The organism is Maridesulfovibrio bastinii DSM 16055 (assembly GCF_000429985.1).
In the GTDB taxonomy this organism is placed as follows: Bacteria; Desulfobacterota; Desulfovibrionia; order Desulfovibrionales; family Desulfovibrionaceae; genus Maridesulfovibrio; species Maridesulfovibrio bastinii.
Genome location: NZ_AUCX01000027.1, coordinates 1 through 20,961, shown reverse-complemented (window position 1 = coordinate 20,961; position 20,961 = coordinate 1). Strand labels below are relative to the sequence as shown.

19 protein-coding genes are annotated in these 20,961 nt (G+C 46.3%); 6 read left to right on the top strand and 13 right to left on the bottom strand.

What is annotated here, in order from left to right; translation table 11 throughout:
- Positions 1-10 precede the first annotated feature (10 nt).
- Together G496_RS0113190 and G496_RS20660 are read left to right on the top strand one after the other, a co-directional pair.
- On the top strand, positions 11-1,513 hold the full coding sequence (locus G496_RS0113190) for a C1 family peptidase (protein ID WP_027179689.1): 1,503 nt from the start codon (positions 11-13) through the stop codon (positions 1,511-1,513).
- Between the two features lie 377 nt (positions 1,514-1,890).
- Positions 1,891-3,075, top strand: coding sequence for a tyrosine-type recombinase/integrase (locus G496_RS20660; RefSeq protein ID WP_051295046.1), 1,185 nt, complete (start codon positions 1,891-1,893; stop codon positions 3,073-3,075).
- On the opposite strand, the gene G496_RS0113175 is transcribed toward G496_RS20660, so the two are convergent.
- The 3 genes from G496_RS0113175 to G496_RS0113165 all read right to left on the bottom strand — a co-directional run bounded on the left by G496_RS0113175 (position 3,072) and on the right by G496_RS0113165 (position 7,044).
- A complete protein-coding gene (locus tag G496_RS0113175) occupies positions 3,072-3,830 on the bottom strand; it encodes a Fic family protein (RefSeq protein ID WP_027179688.1) in 759 nt (252 codons plus the stop codon). The two genes, G496_RS20660 and G496_RS0113175, sit on opposite strands and share 4 nt — an antisense overlap.
- Entirely contained in the window at positions 3,827-4,300 is a 474-nt protein-coding gene (locus G496_RS0113170) for a hypothetical protein (protein ID WP_027179687.1), read from the bottom strand. Before G496_RS0113170 ends, G496_RS0113175 begins: the two co-directional genes overlap by 4 nt.
- 239 nt (positions 4,301-4,539) lie before the next feature.
- On the bottom strand, positions 4,540-7,044 hold the full coding sequence (locus tag G496_RS0113165) for a DUF927 domain-containing protein (protein WP_027179686.1): 2,505 nt from the start codon (positions 7,042-7,044) through the stop codon (positions 4,540-4,542).
- Between the two features lie 155 nt (positions 7,045-7,199).
- Here G496_RS0113165 and G496_RS0113160 point away from each other — a divergent pair, with 155 nt between their 5' ends.
- The 3 genes from G496_RS0113160 to rnhA all read left to right on the top strand — a co-directional run bounded on the left by G496_RS0113160 (position 7,200) and on the right by rnhA (position 8,819).
- The gene (locus tag G496_RS0113160) at positions 7,200-7,463 is read left to right on the top strand and encodes a hypothetical protein (RefSeq protein WP_027179685.1); all 264 of its coding nucleotides are present in this window, start codon (positions 7,200-7,202) and stop codon (positions 7,461-7,463) included.
- Positions 7,464-7,609: 146 nt separating this feature from the next.
- Complete coding sequence (locus G496_RS20655) at positions 7,610-8,230, top strand: YagK/YfjJ domain-containing protein (protein WP_051295045.1); 621 nt, start codon at positions 7,610-7,612, stop codon at positions 8,228-8,230.
- 91 nt (positions 8,231-8,321) lie between these two features.
- The gene (rnhA, locus tag G496_RS0113150; RefSeq protein ID WP_034633285.1) at positions 8,322-8,819 is read left to right on the top strand and encodes a ribonuclease HI; all 498 of its coding nucleotides are present in this window, start codon (positions 8,322-8,324) and stop codon (positions 8,817-8,819) included.
- A 287-nt stretch (positions 8,820-9,106) separates the two neighbouring features.
- Here rnhA and G496_RS0113145 read toward each other — a convergent pair whose 3' ends face one another.
- Genes G496_RS0113145 through G496_RS21165 form a run of 4 tightly spaced genes read right to left on the bottom strand, consistent with a single transcriptional unit; the run spans position 9,107 to position 14,332 of the window.
- Positions 9,107-9,844, bottom strand: a complete 738-nt coding sequence (locus G496_RS0113145; protein ID WP_027179683.1) for a M48 family metallopeptidase — start codon at positions 9,842-9,844, stop codon at positions 9,107-9,109.
- Positions 9,837-13,013 (bottom strand): type I restriction endonuclease subunit R, encoded by a 3,177-nt coding sequence (locus G496_RS0113140; protein ID WP_051295043.1) that lies wholly within the window; start codon positions 13,011-13,013, stop codon positions 9,837-9,839. The genes G496_RS0113145 and G496_RS0113140 overlap by 8 nt, the downstream gene beginning before the upstream one ends.
- Before the next feature lie 2 nt (positions 13,014-13,015).
- The gene (locus G496_RS0113135) at positions 13,016-13,954 is read right to left on the bottom strand and encodes a DUF4868 domain-containing protein (RefSeq protein WP_027179681.1); all 939 of its coding nucleotides are present in this window, start codon (positions 13,952-13,954) and stop codon (positions 13,016-13,018) included.
- 12 nt (positions 13,955-13,966) lie between these two features.
- Complete coding sequence (locus tag G496_RS21165) at positions 13,967-14,332, bottom strand: hypothetical protein (RefSeq protein WP_156900656.1); 366 nt, start codon at positions 14,330-14,332, stop codon at positions 13,967-13,969.
- Positions 14,333-14,351: 19 nt separating this feature from the next.
- On the opposite strand from G496_RS21165, the gene G496_RS21160 reads away from it, so the two are divergent.
- Positions 14,352-14,558, top strand: coding sequence for a hypothetical protein (locus G496_RS21160; protein WP_156900655.1), 207 nt, complete (start codon positions 14,352-14,354; stop codon positions 14,556-14,558).
- 133 nt (positions 14,559-14,691) lie between these two features.
- Here G496_RS21160 and G496_RS0113125 read toward each other — a convergent pair whose 3' ends face one another.
- From G496_RS0113125 to G496_RS21295, 6 genes are all read right to left on the bottom strand, one after another.
- Positions 14,692-14,919, bottom strand: coding sequence for a DUF2188 domain-containing protein (locus tag G496_RS0113125; protein WP_027179679.1), 228 nt, complete (start codon positions 14,917-14,919; stop codon positions 14,692-14,694).
- 77 nt (positions 14,920-14,996) lie between these two features.
- Positions 14,997-16,169: a restriction endonuclease subunit S gene (locus G496_RS20650; protein WP_169725764.1), complete on the bottom strand. Its 1,173-nt coding sequence runs from the start codon at positions 16,167-16,169 to the stop codon at positions 14,997-14,999.
- Positions 16,170-16,219: 50 nt separating this feature from the next.
- A complete protein-coding gene (locus G496_RS0113115) occupies positions 16,220-17,107 on the bottom strand; it encodes a virulence RhuM family protein (protein WP_245577927.1) in 888 nt (295 codons plus the stop codon).
- A gap of 140 nt (positions 17,108-17,247) precedes the next feature.
- Positions 17,248-18,753, bottom strand: coding sequence for a type I restriction-modification system subunit M (locus tag G496_RS0113110; RefSeq protein ID WP_027179677.1), 1,506 nt, complete (start codon positions 18,751-18,753; stop codon positions 17,248-17,250).
- A gap of 11 nt (positions 18,754-18,764) precedes the next feature.
- A complete protein-coding gene (locus G496_RS0113105) occupies positions 18,765-19,295 on the bottom strand; it encodes a restriction endonuclease subunit S domain-containing protein (protein WP_156900654.1) in 531 nt (176 codons plus the stop codon).
- A gap of 510 nt (positions 19,296-19,805) precedes the next feature.
- Positions 19,806-20,339 (bottom strand): abortive infection family protein, encoded by a 534-nt coding sequence (locus G496_RS21295; protein WP_245577931.1) that lies wholly within the window; start codon positions 20,337-20,339, stop codon positions 19,806-19,808.
- Between the last annotated feature and the right edge of the window lie 622 nt (positions 20,340-20,961).

The window sequence follows — 20,961 nt, the reverse complement described above, 5'->3', positions numbered from 1 at the left end:
GGAGTAAAATATGCGGTTTATCTCTTTGCTGATTGCACTAATTACACTTTTTCCAATATCATCTTACGCTATTGATCTTGTTCCACTTAATCCTGCCTTTGTTAAATGGCGTCAACAGCAGATAATCAAACAGGACAAAGCATCTTCAAAAATCCCTCCATTAAGAGCAGAACCATCTCCGATAAATAATAGCCATTTAAAAAACACCTCTATAGTTCCAAAGCAAAAATCAAAAGAAGTTCAACCGACTGAACATTATTTTGACCTGAGGGAAAAAGGATACGTTTCCCCCATTAGAGATCAAAATCCTTATGGGACATGCTGGGCTTTCGCTGTCATTAGCAGTATGGAATCGTCAGCACTTAAACATGGAATTAACCCTGCTGATTTTTCAGAAAAGCATCTTGCCTATTTTACATATACTGCTATCGACCAAAAACGTGTTGCTTTCGACATAGGCTATCAATGGGATTCGATTTATGATCTCGGGGGAAATTATAACAAAGCTTTTGCAATGATAAGCCGTGGAACTGGAGCTGTAAGTGAAAGTGTAGAACCTTATAGCAATATGGGCACTCCCCCTTCAGCTGAAGCAAAAAATGTTTCTAGCATTAAATCTATGATTTATGCACCAGGTGGAGACTCAGTTGTTGCAAACATCAAATATCTAATTAAAAATTATGGAGCTGTTGATGTTGCTATAGACTATGAAAGTTCATTCTTTAACAGCTATACAAATGCTTTTTTCGACGAAACAAGTACTGATACGAATCATGCAGTTACAATTATCGGCTGGGATGATTCATATTCAAAATACAATTTTAACACTACACCACAAAACAATGGGGCATGGATAGTTCGCAACTCATGGGGAACATGGTGGGGAGATAACGGATATTTTTACATCTCCTATGAAGATGCGGCTATACGTGACAGAGGAGGTAATGTTTTCATTGCAGAACAATCTAAAGACAATGAATTTCAATACCTTTATGATTACTTAGGTAAAACAGCATACACGTATTCAGATCATACTACTCCGTTATTTATTTCAAATATTTTTACGGCAGAAAAAGATCATTTCCTTAAAAAGGCTCTCATTTTTGACGTTGAACCTGAAAATAAATATACAATTTATATCTACAAAAATGTTACAGATAATAAACCTATGTCCGGCTCTTTAGCATATAAATCTAATATTTTTAGTTTTACTGCATCTGGAGTATATACCGTAGACCTATCTAAAACTGTTCCAGTTAAGAAAGGAGAAAAATTCTCAATTGTTCTAAAAACAGTTTCTGAGACAAAACCCAATTATTACGCCCTAGAGTACCCTATTCAGGGTTATGCTACTCAAATGACAGCTTCTGCAGGTCAAAGTTTTTACAGCACAGATGGTACTAACTGGACTGATATCAGTAAAGTTTACACCAACACCAATATCTGCCTCAGAGTTATAGCTGTTCCTGCAACCCACTCAATGGCTCCAATTAACAGCCTGCTGCTAAACTAAAATGGGTAAACAATTGGTTGAGTAATATGCTCAATCAATTGTTTCTCAGCAAAATTTATGTATTTAATATCAGTTGTAAGGGACTAATAAGGGATTGATGAGAGATTGAAAGGATTTGGAAAAACAAAAGGGTGCTAGACTATTCGTCTAACACCCTGTATTTGCTGTGGTAGGCCACCAAGGAATCGAACCTTGAACCAACGGATTAAGAGTCCGTTTTAAGCCAATCACACATCTTCACAGCACATCACACAACCACCACTTATACGTTGATATAAAAGGACTTCCTTGAATTTAGCCCTCACAGATTATCACCAAGAATCATTGCCCGTATGCTGAAAAAGTTGTACAGGAGTTGTACAAAATCTGGAGGTAATATGGCTAAGACGACTTGGAGTAAGACCAAATTCCCCGGTGTCCGCTACCGGGAACATGAGACCCGCAAGCACGGTATCCAGCCTGACAAATATTACACCATTACCTACAAGCATAACGGCAAGACCAAGACTGAAGCTGTGGGCTGGGCCAGTAACGGAGTCAAGCCCCAAGACGCTGCCAACCTCCTCGGTGAGTTGAAATCCAATCACGCCCAAGGCAAATTCCCCCAGACTCTGAAACAGAAGAAGGAGATGGCCGAGGCCCAGCTCAAAGAAGAAAGACTACTCGAAGAGGCAAGGCACCGCGCTGAAATCAGCTTTGATGAGATCTGGAAGAGATTCTATGAACCGCAGGCCAAGACAAACAAATCAGAGAAGTCATGGAAGCGTGAGGAGAGCCTGTATAGGCTATGGATATCGCCAGCCATAGGCAAGATTCCATTTGTTGCAGTATCCCCTACCGACCTGGAGCAGATCAAACAGTCCATGAGTCAGAAGGACCGCAGCCCTCGCTCAATTCAATACGCACTGGCTACTGTGCGTCAGGTCTACAACATTGCCAAGAATCTGGATATTTTCAGTGGAGACAATCCGGTTCAAAAGACCAAGATTCCCAAGACTGACAACCGGCGCATACGGTTTCTGTCGGAAGATGAAGCCAGCCAACTACTGGATGAGTTGAGGACCTACGAGAGCAATATCCACTTAATCGCGCTTGTCTCGCTCTATTGCGGCCTTCGTGCCGGTGAGATTCTCAATCTTGAATGGCGGGATATAGACTTCGACAACGACATGATCCTCATCCGCGAATCTAAAAGTGGACTGGCACGGCATGCGTTTATGACCAAGCAGGTAAAGAGAGAACTGGAAGGATTACGGAAAAGTTCCCCGAAGTCAGCTCAAATCGTATTTGGTGGTAAGGATGGCAACCGCCGCTATGAAATCCCCAGAGCGTTCAGTAAATCGGTCACAAAGCTAAAATTCAATGAGGACCACTCTGACCGCAGACAGAAAGTGGTGTTCCATACCCTGCGCCATACCTTCGCAAGCTGGCTGGTTCAGCGTGGAACTCCGCTCTACACCGTGGCAAAACTCATGGGGCACTCGACCCTCGCCATGACTGAAAGATACGCCCACTTGGCCCCAGACAACCTGAAAGCAGCAGTAGCGGTGCTGGACGATTAAAACTTGGTCTGTCCGTCCTCATCCAAGCCCAATGCGAACCAGTACGGCTTGAAGCTATCCAGCACAAGCCTCTCGGTCATTTCCAAGAACGGACCATAGTCGAGCTTCACGCAAGCAGCTTCTAAAGCTTCATAATAGGACAACCGCTCAGAATTCTGAAATACAACCGGCGGGAATCCCCCCTTCATCAATTCGAGGTTCATCAGCAACCTAGAAGTTCGGCCATTACCATCAGCAAAGGGATGGATCTTTACGAAATCCACATGGACACGAGCAGCGCGTTCAACGACATGCAGCTCAGCTCCGTCACCGTTGTACCAATCCATAAACTGGTCAATTTCATCCTGCAAATTCAGAAAATCCGGTGGCACATGCTCAGCACCGGAAATAGTCACGTTCACAGTGCGGAACACCCCGGCATTCCGATCATCAATACCCTTCAGGATAAGGCTATGAATTTCCTTGATCGTGCGCACATCTAAAGGATCACCCTGCTCCACCAAAGCATAGACAAGGTTGATAGCATGGGCATGGTTTGTCGCCTCAAGGTGTTCGGCAATAGACTTGCCGCCAACGGTCACGCCTTCAAGCACGACCTTGGTTTCCTGAAGCGTAAGCGTGTTCCCTTCAATAGCGTTGGAGTTGTAGGTCCAGCGCAGGGCCAGATCTTCACGCAGGTTCTTGACCACTTCGGGTGGAAGCGGTCTCTGTGCGTCTAGGCGGGATTTGAGGGTGTCGAGGTTTAGTGTGTTCATGCGTTTTCGGATTTATCAGTTACTTCGTCAGTGGACAAGTCAGAATCTGGTAATTCCTGCTCTGTTGCCTCTTGGTCTGTCTCCTTTGATTTATCCGAATCCAGTTCCTCGTCAATATCTTTGGCAGCTCCACCAGTAGATTCGTCCAAAAGATTCCACATGTCTTTCATCTGCCGCTTAAGAGAAGCAACCTCTTCCCGTAGGGAATCGACCTCTTTACCTAACTCTTCGAGACCAACACCTTCTGTCTCAGCATTTTCGAAACCTTCGCTCATGCTTCTTGCTGCTAATAAATTTTTACTTCCTGCCTCAACAAACACTCTGACAATCGCAGCAGCACTTTTGGCCCCCCTATCCTTCAGCTCCTCAATTCGATCACCGCACTCCTTTGATACCCTTATTGTGTACTGCACCGTTTTGTCTTCATATTGAGAATAGCGCTCAAGCTCCTCTTCTAAATCTAAGACCATATCTCCTCCAAATCTAAATCAATTTAATTTAATTCACATACATTAAATCCAATCTAATTACAATCAATCATATTTAATTATATTCAATTCTAGATCCATACGTAAGATCTTACGCTTACGTTTGAGTCTAAGAATTGAATCCGGTCTATATTTACGACGAAATATAACCCCACAGGGGCGAAACCCATCCATGATTATAAATCAGCCAATCAATGATTTAGCAGTAGTATACGCAATATCTACCGACTTAAATACTCCAGTTTCTCACGAAAAGAAGCATTCCTAAGATCCTCGAGGGAAGGCTGCTTAGCTTCAGATTTCTGACTCGTATTATCTTCTCCCACTAGATTCTGTAACGACTTGAAATAAACAAAATATGCCCTGAGGGTCTTCGAACTAGCAGGAAAATGTTTCTCTCTACAGACTTTACCTTTGGAGGCGCGGAGTACCTTTTTATTCTTGAGCCATGCAGTAAATATCGCCTTTGAGACATCTTTGGGAATAAGCTTATCGAACCTTGCCGCAGTGACAGCAAAGCACCCTCGCCCACAAGGTATTACATACTCAGCACATGACTCCGAGTTCTCTTGAGCGTCTTTGATGAGCTGATTTAGCTTGATGGCAATCCGGCCAAAAAATATCCGCTCAAAATTATGTCGGGCCAGTAAGGAGCCTAATTCTTCATCGCAGGAAGCAAGTAGAGTGCGTCCTTCTTTAGGAAGACACCCAGCAATCCGAAGCACGACCTCAAACACAGTAATTAAAACGCCATAGACAGCACTAACATGCTTTCGCTTAAGCTCTTCCCTAATGGAATCAACTTTAAATTCCCGTAGGAGCAGCTTATAACTCCCATCTACCAACTTGCTCAGCAATAACTCACCGTCTGCCTCCGTTAACTCAACACCCATGCCGCTCCATTCGCCAAGTTCGATATCAATCGCCAGCACCCTGCCCTTGTTCATATACCCCGCACGCCCTTTACTTCTTTCCTTTTCTTCTCCCAGCGCGGCAGGCCCAGTAGAAATCACTACTCCATTGATCCCAGGATCAGACTCCCCCCACCCCAGAAAGTATCGGCGTAAAAATTTACGCATACCGGAAACCTGGTGTTCCTGCACCTCCGGCACACAGAGCACAGAATCATTCCTGTGCATTTTAACTGCAACAATATGCTCCTGAGCATCAGCTAATGAGTAATGGACAGGGAATAACCTCTCGCCCCAAACAGTCTGAACGGCATGTATAATAAGCTTCCGGTTCTCTGGAGTACCCCCATGAAAATGCAGACAAACACCTTCCATGCCTATTTTGGATAGCAAAGGAGCAGCAAGAGAAAATAACGCAGCCAGCACTGCTTCCGGAACAAATCTTTCTCTGCCAATTCTAGGTGAATTATAAAGATCTTGGGAAGTTGGTAATACTTGGGATTTGGCCTTAATTTTCTGGACTTGCCCCTGCATGGAATCGACTGGCAAAACGTACTGCTCAACGCCCTCTGCATCTGTTTGCCAACCTGCATAGTCGGAGATTGAATAGACGATCTTTTCTTTCCTTGAAGGCAACTGGCTAAGCAAATATTTGCGGAGCACACCTCGCTCAGCTTTGCCTTGTGGGACATGAACTTGACGAGAAAGCAAGAGCGAAAAAAATTTAGGGGAATCAATATCAACATACGAAACCTTCAAATCAACATAACGCCCATACTTATCATAACAGGCAATTTGCACCCCTCCGTCATAATGACTTCTGACCCAAATTGGATCCATGATTCGTTTCTCAGCCCTCTTGATATTCCCATATTTTAGATAAAAACCTTTGCTGTTGTTTGCGCCACCATCAATATTGCCGACAAAACATTCAGGATCTTCAGCCACAAATGATAAATAAGGTAAGGCGTAAGGAGTGGTAACTCCACAATCCCTTTTGCAGTACCCACGAAGGAAGTCTATGTCATGACAATTAAATTTTCTTCGTCTGCTAATCCGCTCACTGTTTATCTCACCATAACTTATTTCCCCAATTAAATGGTTCATGCCTAAAACAGATAAAACATAATCATGCTCCTTCAGCCCATTTGAACCGTCAACCAATGCGGCTAAAACATTTTTCCACTCCTCACGGCTTGAATTTGGTTTCATAAGACGTCGCACATATCCGCACCTCGTGAATAGCCATTCCTTTGGACGAAAATAATCTTTACTTCCAGGAAACCCGGCATGTTTATCAAGGTATTCACGGGCTAACAATGTAACGGGGAGATCTACCAATGACGCCCCTTTATTTACCATACAACTCCACACATCAGTAGGAATAAACTTTAAAGAGTGCGATTCAACATCCTTCAAAGAAATCGTAGGGGTATGACAATCAAACTGCCTTTCTATTTCATCCTCAAATTCAAATCTTGCAGGAGACCCAATATCCCCACGAAACGCCTTTTCTTTAATAGCAAGGATCGAAAGCCCATCTTTCCACGGACACACCTTGTAGTTAGCAGGTACAATAAAATATCTGCGGAAAAGTTCTATCATCATAGGAGTATTAAGCGGATCATCACTTTCCATAAACAAATACAAATCGCCCCAAATTCTCTTCGGCATTAGGCCATTCCTCAACGGCTCAGAGAATGAATGACCACTGAAAGCAGTCGCTCCACGCCGAATCATTTCCAACTGCTTTGCTTCGGTCTCCTCAAAACCTCTAATTTCCCCTGATGGAAACAGCGCATACCGATATGGCATCAATCCCTCCACGCTCTTTTTATCCTTGGCAAACTCAACTTCGTCACTGAGGCAATAGCACCCCTGCGCAGCCTACGCTAGCTATCCAGATTGGTTCGCAAATAATAAATTATCAGCCTTCGGAACCCTATGAACCTGAAACCATAGGAGATTCCATGGACAACTTACGCAAGCAGCTCACCGATTTTCTGCCACCCATATTTGCAGCAACTGCTATTGATACCCTCACCGGCCATGCCGTCAGATGGCGGACTATTCAGAACATCAGAAGCCGTAACAAAAACTTACCACAGGAAGAACGCATCCCGGAGAAGTGCTTCCTCAAAGCAGGTGGCAGAAAGGTGCTTATCGCCCGGGAACCGTTTCTGGACTGGTGGCTGGGCCAGTTGCTCAAAGAAAACCCGCACATGGCAGAGTAATCCTGACAACAATTACCCCAAGGCAGAGCTTGGTTTGAGCAAAATCTTTCCTGAGTAATTCAGGCTGAAGAGACTTAGCCAAATCAGGTAAAATAGTAATAAGATTAATAGATAGAGGAACATACTCTATCTTAATGGAGCTATACATGACCTACTATAACAATGACTATATCAGTGAGATAAAAGACACCATAGAACGAGTAGTTATTCATAGCAGCACAAGCAGGAGTAAGAACCTGATAATAAGATTAGACTTCACTTACCCCGAAGGCATAAATTACCCCGATGACAACAACGCCTTCACTAAGTTTTTAAATTCATTCATCAAGAATTGCACACGCAAAGGCCTTACCCCTTATTACGTCTGGGTAAGAGAACAATCGATGAATTCCATAGCTGGCAAGCACCATTTCCACCTAGTCCTGTTCCTTGATGGCAATATCATTCAGAACCCACACAAAATTTACCAGAAAGCGACCGAGCTCTGGGGGATGACCGTAGGTCATTCAGCAGCAGGCTTAGTTCACTTGTGCTCGCACCATCTGGAGACCCAGTACATCAATACTGCAATCCAAATACGCAGGAACTCTCCAGATTTCGAGCAGACGTTGAATGAAGCAAACAAATGGATACAGTACTTGTCAAAGTCGTACAGCAAAGAGGGCTACCCGCATAAAGTGAAACGGTATGGTGCATCCCAAGTTCCTGCGATTCAGCAAAACGCCGCCCTTACAGGCCCCACAATTACCACGGGCATGTGTTTCTAAGCCTTATTCGGCATGGCAACCAAGCCCAAATAAAAAATATTCCCGACCACGATAATATAAGAACTTAACACTTAAACCCTAGGAAACCATGATGATCAACCCAGTTTACATATACACTGATGGCTCATGCCTCGGAAATCAGTTCAAAAACGCTTGCGGTGGATATGGAGCCGTCGTCCAAGTCAACGGAGAAACACTGGAACTCTCCCAGAGCTACCACGACACAAGCAATAACCGGATGGAACTCAGAGCAGTCATTGCAAGCCTTAAAACTGTCTGCACGCCCAGTGAAATAGTTATCTTCTCCGATTCAAAGTATGTAACGGATGCTTTTGGTCAGGGCTGGATTAACGGATGGACAGCTAGGGGGTGGCGGAAAGCAAACGGCAAGCCGGTAGAGAATCAGGACCTGTGGAAGGAACTGCTTGAACTGCTCCACGGACACCACGTAGTCTGGGAATGGGTCAAAGGACACAGTGACAACGCTTTTAATGAACGCGCAGATGTGCTGGCCAAAATGGCTACGGCAAGCGATAATCCACTCTGCGACGTTGGTCATACTGCTGTCAACATAGTCAGCATATACTAAGCGAAATGTGCGCCTTCCCAGCTGTAGCGATATGGTTGGGGAGGGGCATATGTAAGCTACTGCGCTCACACACCAAAATCACATGTATGAAAAATTCCAAATAACGCTGCGATTTCTATTCAAATACTGCGACCGCAAAATCAATGACTACGCACCTGAAAAACATAGGGACTAACTGACTCCCATATCCCTACAAAAGGAGGGCGAAAGCAGTGGGCTTCAACACTACAAATAACGATAGCCGAGTAGCATAAAATACCTGGCATCGACCCGACATATCCCCGCCCTTAATAATCCAACCGCCACTCAACCGCCCGGTTGAGCTTTATGCGCAATTGTTCCCAGTTAGGAGAGACTTGCGATAGCAAACGATAATATTTACGGGAATGATTCTTGATCTTCAGGTGACACAGCTCATGAAGGATTACGTACTCGATACAATCTTTGGGAGCTGCGATGAGCTCTGGATTCAGAATGACGGTTCCGTCCTTGGTACAACTTCCCCATCGCTTTTTCATGCGTAGTAAACGCCACGGAGGTGAATCGACGATGCCTATCCTTGCAGATCTCGCTACACATACTTTCATTAGCGAATCGAACACGCTTTGTGCCTTTGAACGTAACCACGCCTGAACCAAAGATTCCACAACGTCAGTGTCATCTTCTGCCTGAATTGAAACTTCAAGGAAGGAACCGATCAATTTAGCAGAGCGGATATCGCCTTCTCTGACCTTCAGCCGGTAGTGACGACCCAAATATGCTAAGCTTTCTCCGGAGATGTATTGCCGGGCTGGAATGGCTGGTGGGTAAGAAGCGAACTGCCTCTTCTGCTTGAGTATCCACGCCCCTTTGCGTTTAACCTTTTCCGCAACCTCAGCTTCGGTCGCATCAAGCGGAGCATAGGTCACAACAGAGCCATCAGGGAAAACATGGATAGCCAAGGTCTTCCGGTTTGCGGGACGAATGGAGAATTCTATCTGTGTTGTGCCAAACAGCACTGAGCGAAGTATAGGCAAATCAGTCAAGATCACGTCTTTGGGCGACGAGCAGCAGCTTGTCGATTATGTTGTCTATGGATTCATCCGGGATATCTATTCCATGAATCTCTGAGCCTTCATAAAGTACATCTTCGATATCATTCATCATATTGTTTTTGATGTCGACATTGGAGCTCCAGTCACGAATCTTTTTGGGTGCGATGGCCTCATCGATCTGCAATGCCATCTCGGCAATGTATGCCTCAGCATCTTCTGGTATGCCGAGCATGTCCCCGATAACCCCGAAATATGCAATCGCGTCGTCCCGTCCCCTCAATACACCCGGAACATTGCTTCTTTCCCCAGTCTGTACTTCCAACAAATTATGCATCTTGCTGAGGTATTCCGCATCGGAAAGGCGTTTCGCCCGGTGATTGATGATCATTTCCTGAATGATCTCGGAGAGTCTCCGGTACATTGTCGGGTCTTCATCCATTTTGACGGTGATAGTTTTCTTGACTCGGGCGGCTATGTGGTCCGCTTTGGCCGCATCGCCCTCAATCAAATCAAGCTGCCGCTCAAAATCATCCACCGCAAAAATATCAACAGGAGCCACGACCTCCCGTACAGCGTCAGCACCGATATGCTTGTTGACCATGTTCTTGAGCTGCTGCTCGTAAGCTGAATAATTGACGGATTCACCAAAACGATGTTTCACGGCATTGCGCAGGTTGAGGAATTCTTTCAGATCATTCTTGTACCGGCTGATCGTCTTCTCCGGTGTAGTTTCCAGAAACCGGACATTGGACAAGGCCAGCTGAAGAGTATTGGCGAAGAGCTTGAGTGCTTCATAAAACTGTTCACGGATATCCTCCGGTTCCAGCGTAAGCTGCATGCTCTCGATGTCAGCCTTGTTCCCGACCTCTTTGAAAATCTCCCAGACGTTGGCATGACGGGCCTTAAGCTGTTCGATTTCACGGCTTACGTCGATAATGGTATTTTCAATGTCTGCCCGGTCAAACCCTTCCTTCTCCAAGGCCGCATATGTGTCGATGGCCTCGTTCAAGGCACCGAAGATGCCTCGGTAGTCCACCACCAGCCCATATTCCTTCCCGTCCCACAGCCGGTTCACCCTCGCTATGGCCTGAAGGATATTGTGCTCTTTAAGATTTTTGTCGAGATACAGAACGCTGTTGCGGGGAGCATCGAACCCGGTCAGTAGTTTGTCGATAACGATTAATATTTCAGGATCATCGCTGTTGTTGAATGAACTGATCAAACTGTCCTGGTACTGCTTCTCATTGCCATAGCGAGTCATCATGTCATTCCAGAAAACTTGAACCTCGGGAATTTTGGAAGCATCGGTGGAAGTATTGCCTTCGCGGCTGTCCGGAGTTGACATGACAACTGCCACGGATACTTCGCCCTGATCCTCAAAACACTTCAGATAGGCCAATGCCGCTTCCCTGCTGGAAACAGCAAACTGTGCTTTCTTTCCGGTCCCCTTACAGAACTGCTTGTAATGTTGAGCGATATCGTAAGCGATCTCCGCAATACGGGCATCGGCAGAGAAGAGCTGCTCAGCCTGCTTGAATTTCTTCTTCAGGTCACTTTTCTGCTCAGGGTTCAAATCATCAGTGATGCGGTCGAACCATTTATCCAGCTCGGCATCACCGCCATGCAGTTCACTCATGCGGCCTTCATATCGAAGAGGCGCGACAGCCCGATCCTGCACGGCCTGATTCATGGTGTACTTATGGATAAACCCGCCGAAGGTCTCAGCGGTGCTCTTTTCCTTCTTGAGCAAGGGAGTTCCGGTGAAGCCGATATAGCAAGCGTTGGGAAATACAACACGCATCTTTGCATGGCTTTGACCATAATTGCTGCGGTGACTCTCATCCACCAGCACGAAGATGTTCCGATCCTCATCTTTGGTGCGCTTATTGGCTACGGTCTCAAATTTGTCGATTATGGTAGTAATGACCGAGGCGCGTCCGCCGGAGATGAGCTTCAGTAAATGTTCCCCGGTAGTGGCCTGAACAACATCCTTACCGCAGGCATTGAACGTCTTTGAAATCTGATTATCCAAGTCCACACGGTCGGTAACGATAATGACTTTGGGATTCTGGATACGGGGATCGAGCGTAAGAGCCTTGGCAAGCATGACCATCGTCAAAGATTTACCGGAACCGGTTGTGTGCCAGATCACTCCCCCCTTGCGGCGGCTGTCACCCTTCACATCGGTAACGCGATTTATCGTGGCCTGAACCGCGAAATATTGTTGGTAACGGGCAACCTTCTTGATTCGGTTATCGTAGACGATAAATCCATAGACAATTTGTAACAGCCGCTCCGGTCGAAGCAGAGCGTGGATAGTTTTATCCTGCGGCGTGGGTGTCCGCTGTCCAGAACTCAAAATCCGTTCAAGAGCTTCCCGCTGCTCTTCGGTTGCATCCTGTAAAAGCCGTACTTTCTGTTCCTCGCTCAAGGCCGTATTGATGAGTGATTCCAATACGGTATTCTGAGCTTCCCCATCTTCTTCTTTCCAGACAGCCCAGAACTTTTCATCAGTATCCGTGGTGGCGTACATTGCTTTGTTCTGGCAGACAGAAAGAAGCAACTGGCTATACACATACAGTTCCGGCACCTCATCCACACGCTGATTACGCAGGTGCTGGCTGATACCTTCCTTGATGGAGTCCCGCTTATCCGGGCGTTTACACTCGATAATGACAACGGGGATGCCGTTAATGAAAAGCACAATATCCGGCCTGCGCACGGAATTGGAATGACGCCGCTCAAATTCGAATTCGTCGCTCACATGGTAAACGTTGTTTTCCGGGTGTTCCCAATCAATGAACTTCAGAGAATGACTCTTCACATAGCCGTCGATGGTCTGCTCCAAGCTTATGCCGAGAGTCAGAAGGTCGTAGATCTGTTCGCTGGTGGTGATCAGGCTGTCAAATGGAATCTGGGCGACTTCGCGAATGGCTCGGGCAATGTTGGCGTCCGAGAATTCATACTCCTGTCCCTTGAACGTGATGGAATTCATGCGCCGTAATTGGCTATTCAGGATATCCAGCAGAACAGGCATGGATTTGCGGCCACCGCGCATGGTCAATGCTTTTGCTGGAGATAGATACTCGTAACCGAGCTGCTCAAGGAGGATCAGTGCCGGGGCGTGGGAGGATGCGTATTCTTTGAAGTCGATATCCATGATTAACCTACGTTCTGTGTTGATGGAACATCGTAAATATTGTGGCTCAATTCTGAATACAACCGGAAATCATTCAACAGCTTGAATAAATCAGCCATTTTATCTTCTGTAGGGATTATCTTACCGTTGTCATCAACTTGAATACCCCAACCACGCTCTTCATTCTTTGCTTTGAGCCTATTCATAAACACTTCTTCTTTATAGAAGCCCTTATCCAGAATTGATGAGATGGACCGTAAGTACCTCATGTCTTCGCCAACAAATTCCTTGATAGAATCCACGGAGCTAAACACCTCAGATTCTTCCAAGTCTGTGATGGCGACATCTCTCCGATCGATCATGCTATCTTTGTAATTCATTGCAGATTCAAAACTCTTCTTGTCTGCAATAAACACCGTGTCATCGTAGCAAATAAAATCGACGCTCTTGTAAATTTGGAATACGGCTTCTTGAGAGATACCAATCATGCACTCTCCATCAAATATAACCCATCTGCCGGACTTAACCTTTGACGTTTTCCAAGATGCTGCTGTCTTCTTGAACGCGTAAAGGACATTGTCTCCAGATTGCAACTTGATGACATACCCCGCAGCGTTCAGAAGTTCTTTCTCATCACTGACCTGACATTCACTACCTGGCACGCTCATCTTTTCGATAATAAGCGGCATATTGGTATCTTCAGCGTCTACTTTCAGAAGACAGAATTCATCTGGGTTACAAACATAGTCATAGTCCAGTTCATCCTTTTGACCTTCAACAACATCTGTCACAACGCTAACTAATTGATCTTCCAGGTTGAAGTCAGACTCTGCTTCGCCAGAGACTTCTACCCAACGGGCAGTATATTTGGCTTGGCGTTGCTGCACTCTCTTCTTAACCACCCACAGGGCTGCGGTTGCATTCTCAAAGGGGAAATTCTGGAGGTCTTGGAGCGATTTCATTGACAGGTCTCCTTAGTTGATTTTCTTGGTTACAATTGGCAAGGACGCAAGCATAAGCAGGCGATATCTATCTTCAGGGACGAGGTCTTCTTTGGAAAGTATCCGGGCAGAACGGGTGCAGTTATTTACCTCATAATCAACGTCATAAAGACTGTATCCAAGAACAGCGAGAATAGGATTCATAAATAACTGCTTCGACTTGTAAGTCAGAATAAACATAAAGAGCATAAAACAAAGAAATCCAGCTACCTTAGGCCAGTCTCCCAAGTCGACACCGATAAATGCCACCATATATGGAACGGTGTAGTTCATCAGGTCTGTTGGATTCTTAAGGGACTTATTTACCTTGATGTTCTCGCCACCAGAGATCCTATTCATTACAAAACGAAGAAAGAAAATGCTCACGAAGCATATGAAGGCAATTGATAAGGATACTCCAGGGTTATGCAATAGCCCCAGTATCCCCATGACAATAGTCTTTATTGTCACCCATGGTTCAACTGGTAACAACTTTAAAAGAGCGATGACTTTGCTAAAGGATAGCCGGGCCACTGCAGCAGAATTGATATTCTGGACCAGCAACACCAGAGATAAAGGAAAATAGGAGCTCGCGAAGATGGTAATCGCGGCCCAAAGTCGCCAGTTTCTACTCATTTCTATCTCCTTTTCCCCGCATGTTAACGGCCTGATGTTACAGCATCAGACCGTTCTGTGGTCCTCAGCTATTGTTATAGCTTTTACCCTTTCGGCGGATACGGATCATTACCGTAACTGCGCTTGTCACGAATCTTGCCATTCTTACCGTGGATGCTGACCTCCAGACCTTCCCGCCGACCCTGCTCAGCAGCACGGCCTATGGCTTCTGCTTGAGTGTCAGTCCGAAAAGATGCTCGCTTGGCACCTGGCTTTTTACCTTGCCAGCCGCCGTCTGGGTGCTCTGTGATGTGCATGTCCTTGTCACTCATACCTATCACCTCCTTTACTCATTTATATTTATCAAGAGGTTAAGCCCTTGAGATGAGTCATGGTTTCCGTTCTGCAATTACGCAGGTTTGGTGTTCACCCGCACCTTACCAGTCAGCAACTGCTGCATCAGTCCTTTCTTCTGCTCTTTGAGAGTCGCCAATCTTGCACGCTCAAGTTTGATTTCTCGGTCCGCTTTGTCCAATATAGTTGCAATTTCTTTCTGCTGCTCTACTGGAGGGTATGGTAGTCGCATAAATGAAAAATCGTTATAGCTAATCTGCTTCCCATCGCGAATACCAATAACAGCAACTGCTAATCTTCCTATAAACTCGTATGATTTAAAGTAATGCTTGTAGAATCCATCTTCGATCGGACGCTTTGAGCGAATTACGTGGTAAGCAGGGCTAACAGTGCCCCGTAGCTCAGAATATTCCAGGCCTCCCTGAAATGAACGAAGACTAATGACGAAGTCACCTGATTCTACCAACTTATATGTGTGGGTGTTGCTCTTTGACATATTGATTTTGCGTTCCAAATCATCTCGGAAGACAACACCTTGATCTTGCGTAACGGATAGAACAGGCTCATCGGGAAAGCCCTTAACTGAAATGTTTTTAAACACTTCCTCCGCCTTAGGGAATTCCCATTCTGCCCCAAACCGCACCCGCCCCGTCAGCAGCTTCTGCATGAGCCCTTTCTTGCGGCGTTCCTTGGCCTCGATGAGGGCCTCGGTCTTCTCGATGGCTCGGTCCCAGGTGGAGAGGATCTCAACGATCTTACTTTGTTCGTCCGCAGGCGGGATGGGAATTGCTGTTTCACCAATCAGGTCTGTATTCAAATTCGGTTGCCCAAGTCCAGGCGCAACTTTAGTTCGGAAGTATTCAGTCTTCGAGTTTAGGAAGTAATAGAGATACCTTTTACTGCATCGTTTAATTGAAAGTATTGCGGCAATTCCATCATTTGCACCTGCTTCAATTAAGGATATTTTCGCGACCCCAAGAGTTGCTCCGCTGTTCGTAAGAAGCAAGGTCCCCTCAGGGAGAATCCTAGTCTTTTTAGACCCAGCTTCAGTTAACATAGAGGCTGTACTTGTAAGATGCATGTCGTTATCTTTAGTTACATCTCCAACAGTAATCCAAGGAATGAAATCTCCATTGAAGTACTTAGGACTCCCAGCAGGTCTGGGTGAAGCACCTCGCACCACATTGGCAATTTTATTCAGTAACGCAGCATCCCATTCATCAGGCATGATACTTCCTATTGTCTTGAACGGACAAGTTTTCCACCCTACAGGAATGCTCATACCCCACCATCCTTCTTCTTAATCGCCTTCAAAGCCCTATCAAAATCAGACTCAATACGCTGAGTCCTATTAAACTTTTCATACTCAGCACGGGCCTTAGCATCGGTCTGCTTTCGGGAAACAGATCCGTACCCTTCCAGAACCTGATACTCGTTGAACTCCAGAAAGCGATTCACGCTGTCAGCAAAGGCCTTCATGGTAAAGGTCGTGCGGCTCTCGATGATGCGCTCAATGTAATCGAAGAAGCTGGATACGGTGCGCTCCAATTTCTTGATTTCATCCTCGGCCAGATAATTCTTCCCGACCTTGGTGTCGGAAAGCAAAACCCGGCCATCCGGGGCGTTCTTGTAAGTTTGCAGCCCCATAAGCGGTTTATCCGAATCAGCCCTGTGAAACTGAATCTCGCTGGCGGTCTGCCCGGTAATGGCAAAGTGAAATTTATCCTGCACATGGGCGTAGAACTTCTGCGTGACATCCGAGCGCGGATCATAGTCGATGCTGCACTCGGCAAAGATGTCGGTTATCTGCTGGTATATGCGCCGTTCACTGGCTCGAATGGAACGGACTCTTTCCAGTAACTCGCGGAAATAGTCCTTACCGAAGTGGCGACCGTTCTTTAAACGTTCGTCATCCATGGCAAAGCCTTTGATTATATATTCCTTAAGCAGAGCCGTGGCCCAGATGCGAAACTGGGTTGCTTTGGACGAGTTAACCCGGTAGCCAACGGAGATGATGGCATCCAGATTGTAATACTTTGTCTTGTAATTCTTACCGTCTGCGGCAGTTGTTTCCAAAATGGAAACAACTGAATCTTCGTCCAGTTCTCCACTATCAAAGATGTTCTTGAAGTGTTTGGATATGGCCGGAACGTTTACATCGAACAACTCCGCGATCCTCTTTTGAGGCAGCCAGATATTCTCATTGTGCAGGAACACCTCCACGGACACTTTACCGCCCGGAGCCGTGTACAACAGGAACTCCGTGGTCTGGTCCATTGGGGATAGTTTCTTATCGTCATCGGCCACTAGAGCACCCCCAGTTCCTTGAGATAACCGGCCATTTCATCGCGCACGCCCGCCAGTTCCTTTTCGATATCGTCGATTTCCTTCTGAACGTCAGCGATCACGATCTCTTCCTCTTCTTCAAAGGTATCCACGTAGCGGGGAATATTGAGGTTGAAATCGTTCTCTTTGATCTCGTCAAAACCGGCCATGTACGCATACTTGTCCACATTCTCACGGGTCTTGTAAGTATCCACAATGCGCTGGATATCCTGCGGACGCAGCTTGTTCTGATTCTTGCCGTCCGCATATTCCCGGCTGGCATCAATAAACAGAACCTCTTTGACTGTACGGTTCCGTTTGAACATAAGAATCGCCGCCGGTATGCCGGTTCCAAAGAAAAGATTAGCTGGCAGACCGATTACGGTGTCCAAAAGATTCTCTTCTATAAGCTGCTTCCTGATTTTACCTTCCGCACCGCCACGGAAAAGGACTCCATGCGGCACAACCACACCGACCCGGCCTGATTCCAGAGTGGTGGTCTCGATCATGTGAGAGATGAAAGCATAGTCAGCCTTGGACTTTGGCGGCAATCCCCGATGGAAACGGTTAAACGAATCACTCTGGGCAGTATTATATCCCCACTTATCCAATGAGAAAGGCGGGTTGGCTACCACGACTTCAAACTTCATCGTGGTATCGTCTTCCAAAAGCTTTGGATCACGCAGGGTGTCTCCCCATTCAATACGGGCACGGTCCATGCCGTGCAGGAACATGTTCATCTTGGCCAAGGCCCAGGTCTCGCCATTGATCTCCTGCCCGTACAGGGAGAAATCATCAGAATCCTTGAGAACTCTGTTTCCGCATTTGATTAGCAGAGAACCGGAACCACAGGCCGGGTCACCGATACGCTCCCCCGGCTGGGGATCGACCAGTTCAGCTATCAATTCGGAGACCTCGGGCGGGGTGTAAAACTCTCCGGCCTTTTTGCCGGCACCTGCGGCGAAATTTGCAATGAGATATTCGTATGCATTACCAATGACATCGAGATTCCCGATACGTGAAGGCCTCAGGTCAAGCCTGGGATCGTTGAGGTCTTCCAGAAAAATTTTCAAACGGCTGTTGCGATCCTTGGTCTTTCCGAGGTTATATTCGGAATTGTAATCTATATTACGAAATACTCCCTGAAGTTTGGCCCGGTTCGCATCTTCGATCCTTTCCAGGGTGGTATTGATTACCTCGCCCACGTTTGCGGCGTTACGCTGGTCAAACAGATCGTAGAAGGTGCAACCCTTCGGCATGACAAACCGCTCTCTGGAGAGCCTACGCTGGATGCGTTCCTCGTTATCCTTGTACTGCTCTTTCAGCTCGTCATAACGCTCCCGGTATACATCCGAGATGTACTTCACAAACAACATGGCAAGAATGTAGTCTTTATACTGATTGGCATTAAGGATGCCCCGGAAGGTGTCACATGCCTTAAAGAGAATGTCGTTGATCTCTTTCTGGCTGACCTGTGCTGTTGTCATTTATATCTCCGTTATTTGGAAGTTCTGGATGCGGTATCCAGTAGACTGGAGACCAATAATTCATGTCGTTCAAGTAGACGTTCTGTAAGTTCCCGTTCGCGCAGACTACACCGATAAACCTTGGCGATAAGGGCTTGCCGGTCCAGACTGGGAACATCGACTGGCAAGTCATCAAGAGTCTTTCTCGTTATATGAGGCAATGCCGTACCTGCTGCGCACTGTGAATAATATCGCTGGGCTCTGCGGCTATTCAGGAACCAGTTCAGATATTCAGGTAATATTCTGTCTTGATCTGCTTGGATAATAAAAAAGTGCGGGGCCGCGACGACCCTGTCTAAAGGTTTATCCACGTATGCACCAAAGAACCGCATCCCGCGATTAACAAAGAGAATATCGCCCTGCTTCAGGAAGGTCGGCTGTCTGCGTCCAGTGCTGACAATCTTCGGCAGCTTAGCCATGTTAACACCGGCTACAGGATCAACATTCTTAAGCTGCACAACCGAAATATCACCATCTGGATCATCTTCGATCCTGCCTCGCAATGGGTGCCCTGCAATGAGCTTGGCTAACTTTGCCAATCTGATCTGATTAGATTTTTTATGCACCAAAGCATTTGTTGTTTTAGTCTGCATGACATACCAATAAGATTAAGCCCAGCGCGTGTCAAGTGCATCTTTGCATTTGTTGTTAACAAAATACCCCTAACATACTCGACAAGATTAAGGCTAATTGTACCGGAAGAGATGCGGAGATCCTCATAAATGGGGCAAATATGGAACAGGAGACTGCGGCCAGGGCCGCAGCCTCTCATGCTCACTTATCTTGTATTCTTCCCTTTGAATCTCAAATTGGCAGCAGATAGCAAATCAATTCGTGGTTCAAAACTTGACGATTAAGCCCCTGTAAAACATAGGGGTTATCCACCCTTCTCATCCTTCGAGAACTTAACTGAAGGGGGTAGGCCAGCGACGGCACTTTTGCCCTACTCAAAGGCATTCAATACAGTGGTATCGCTACAAGTAAATTTCGCGGTCTCTATTGAACCAACCACCCTATTTGCTGCTGCGCTCCTCCCAAGTCTCAAGCACGAAAGTTACTAAGGTGTGTGCAGCATGAACAGCAAGCCGCACATGCCTTGGCCGAAGGTTGTACCGAGTTCCATTGCTACGACCGTGAGCTGATCCAGCATGAGTTCGCAACGCGCCCAGTCCCGTAACTATGGAACCAGTCCCGGTAATGATCTTCCTGAGGTCATTATCTTCAAGGGAACTTGGATCAAAACCGAGATGCTTCCTGACGACTTCCCACAATGTGCTGATAGTTTCCTTATTCGGTAACGTAAGATCGTCATGGGCATCGATGTACACTTTGCACAAGGATTCGACGATCGCACATGCCCCCGTCAGTGCTGCCGGAGGATCAACCTCGATATTTTCCATGGTACGCTTGAATTCATCATCAATAGCAGCGTGATCATAATTGCGTAGTCGTTCTTCAAGATCTTGCGTTGCTCCCGTGCTTCCGGCATTACGAATGACTCCACCACTGAAATAGCTGTACCCATACTTCCCAAGGCAAGTCTTCATCACCTCTCGTTCCTTGAGCCATTGCTTATTCTGCTCAGTCGGATCATAGCCGAAAGGCTCTGGCTCCGACATCTCACGTTCCATAAAATCCTCAATAAGCTTGCCGAGGACGAGAAAAGGATCAACGCCATCTACCTTGTTGCACCGAACCAACCACGTTTTGATCTTGGCAGGCTTACTTCCATCGGGCGGTTCTCCCGGTGCATCGGCATACATAAACTGTGTATCCAGCTGATCATGGGAGTAGAAGTTGTAAAGGAGGTCGGCAACGGTAGCGATAATGGGAGACGGAAGATTGTTGCTCATTCGTGCGTATCCTAGTTGGTGTTGTTCTATTATTAGGGCTCCAAAATAGATACACCCCAAAGCAAAAACAAGCAAAACATCGATAGGCATACGTTCGCGGATAGCTATATCTGCGGCGGCGTTATCAGCATTCTCGGCGATTAGTCCGGAAGAGAGGCGTAGTCCAGCTGTAAAGTTTCCCAGCTTAAAACCCTGCAAGCTATGCGCACTAAATAAAATAGAAAGACCGCATATGAATCCATATGCGGTCTCAGATTGATGACAAAGTCCTCGCCTTTTGGCGGGGACTTTTTTATATTATTTGCATGTTAAAAAA

Bases quoted from the DNA above. Each gene is read 5' to 3' on its own strand.
- G496_RS0113110 (WP_027179677.1), bottom strand. From the start codon at position 18,753: ATGACAACAGCACAGGTCAGCCAGAAAGAGATCAACGACATTCTCTTT.
- G496_RS0113190 (WP_027179689.1), top strand. From the start codon at position 11: ATGCGGTTTATCTCTTTGCTGATTGCACTAATTACACTTTTTCCAATA.
- G496_RS0113170 (WP_027179687.1), bottom strand. From the start codon at position 4,300: ATGGTCTTAGATTTAGAAGAGGAGCTTGAGCGCTATTCTCAATATGAA.
- G496_RS0113160 (WP_027179685.1), top strand. From the start codon at position 7,200: ATGGACAACTTACGCAAGCAGCTCACCGATTTTCTGCCACCCATATTT.
- G496_RS0113135 (WP_027179681.1), bottom strand. From the start codon at position 13,954: ATGAAATCGCTCCAAGACCTCCAGAATTTCCCCTTTGAGAATGCAACC.
- G496_RS0113165 (WP_027179686.1), bottom strand. From the start codon at position 7,044: ATGCCATATCGGTATGCGCTGTTTCCATCAGGGGAAATTAGAGGTTTT.
- G496_RS20650 (WP_169725764.1), bottom strand. From the start codon at position 16,169: ATGCCTGATGAATGGGATGCTGCGTTACTGAATAAAATTGCCAATGTG.
- G496_RS21160 (WP_156900655.1), top strand. From the start codon at position 14,352: ATGCTCACGAAGCATATGAAGGCAATTGATAAGGATACTCCAGGGTTA.
- G496_RS0113175 (WP_027179688.1), bottom strand. From the start codon at position 3,830: ATGAACACACTAAACCTCGACACCCTCAAATCCCGCCTAGACGCACAG.
- G496_RS20655 (WP_051295045.1), top strand. From the start codon at position 7,610: ATGACCTACTATAACAATGACTATATCAGTGAGATAAAAGACACCATA.
- G496_RS21165 (WP_156900656.1), bottom strand. From the start codon at position 14,332: ATGAATAGGATCTCTGGTGGCGAGAACATCAAGGTAAATAAGTCCCTT.
- rnhA (WP_034633285.1), top strand. From the start codon at position 8,322: ATGATCAACCCAGTTTACATATACACTGATGGCTCATGCCTCGGAAAT.
- G496_RS21295 (WP_245577931.1), bottom strand. From the start codon at position 20,339: ATGAAGACTTGCCTTGGGAAGTATGGGTACAGCTATTTCAGTGGTGGA.
- G496_RS0113140 (WP_051295043.1), bottom strand. From the start codon at position 13,013: ATGGATATCGACTTCAAAGAATACGCATCCTCCCACGCCCCGGCACTG.
- G496_RS0113125 (WP_027179679.1), bottom strand. From the start codon at position 14,919: ATGAGTGACAAGGACATGCACATCACAGAGCACCCAGACGGCGGCTGG.
- G496_RS20660 (WP_051295046.1), top strand. From the start codon at position 1,891: ATGGCTAAGACGACTTGGAGTAAGACCAAATTCCCCGGTGTCCGCTAC.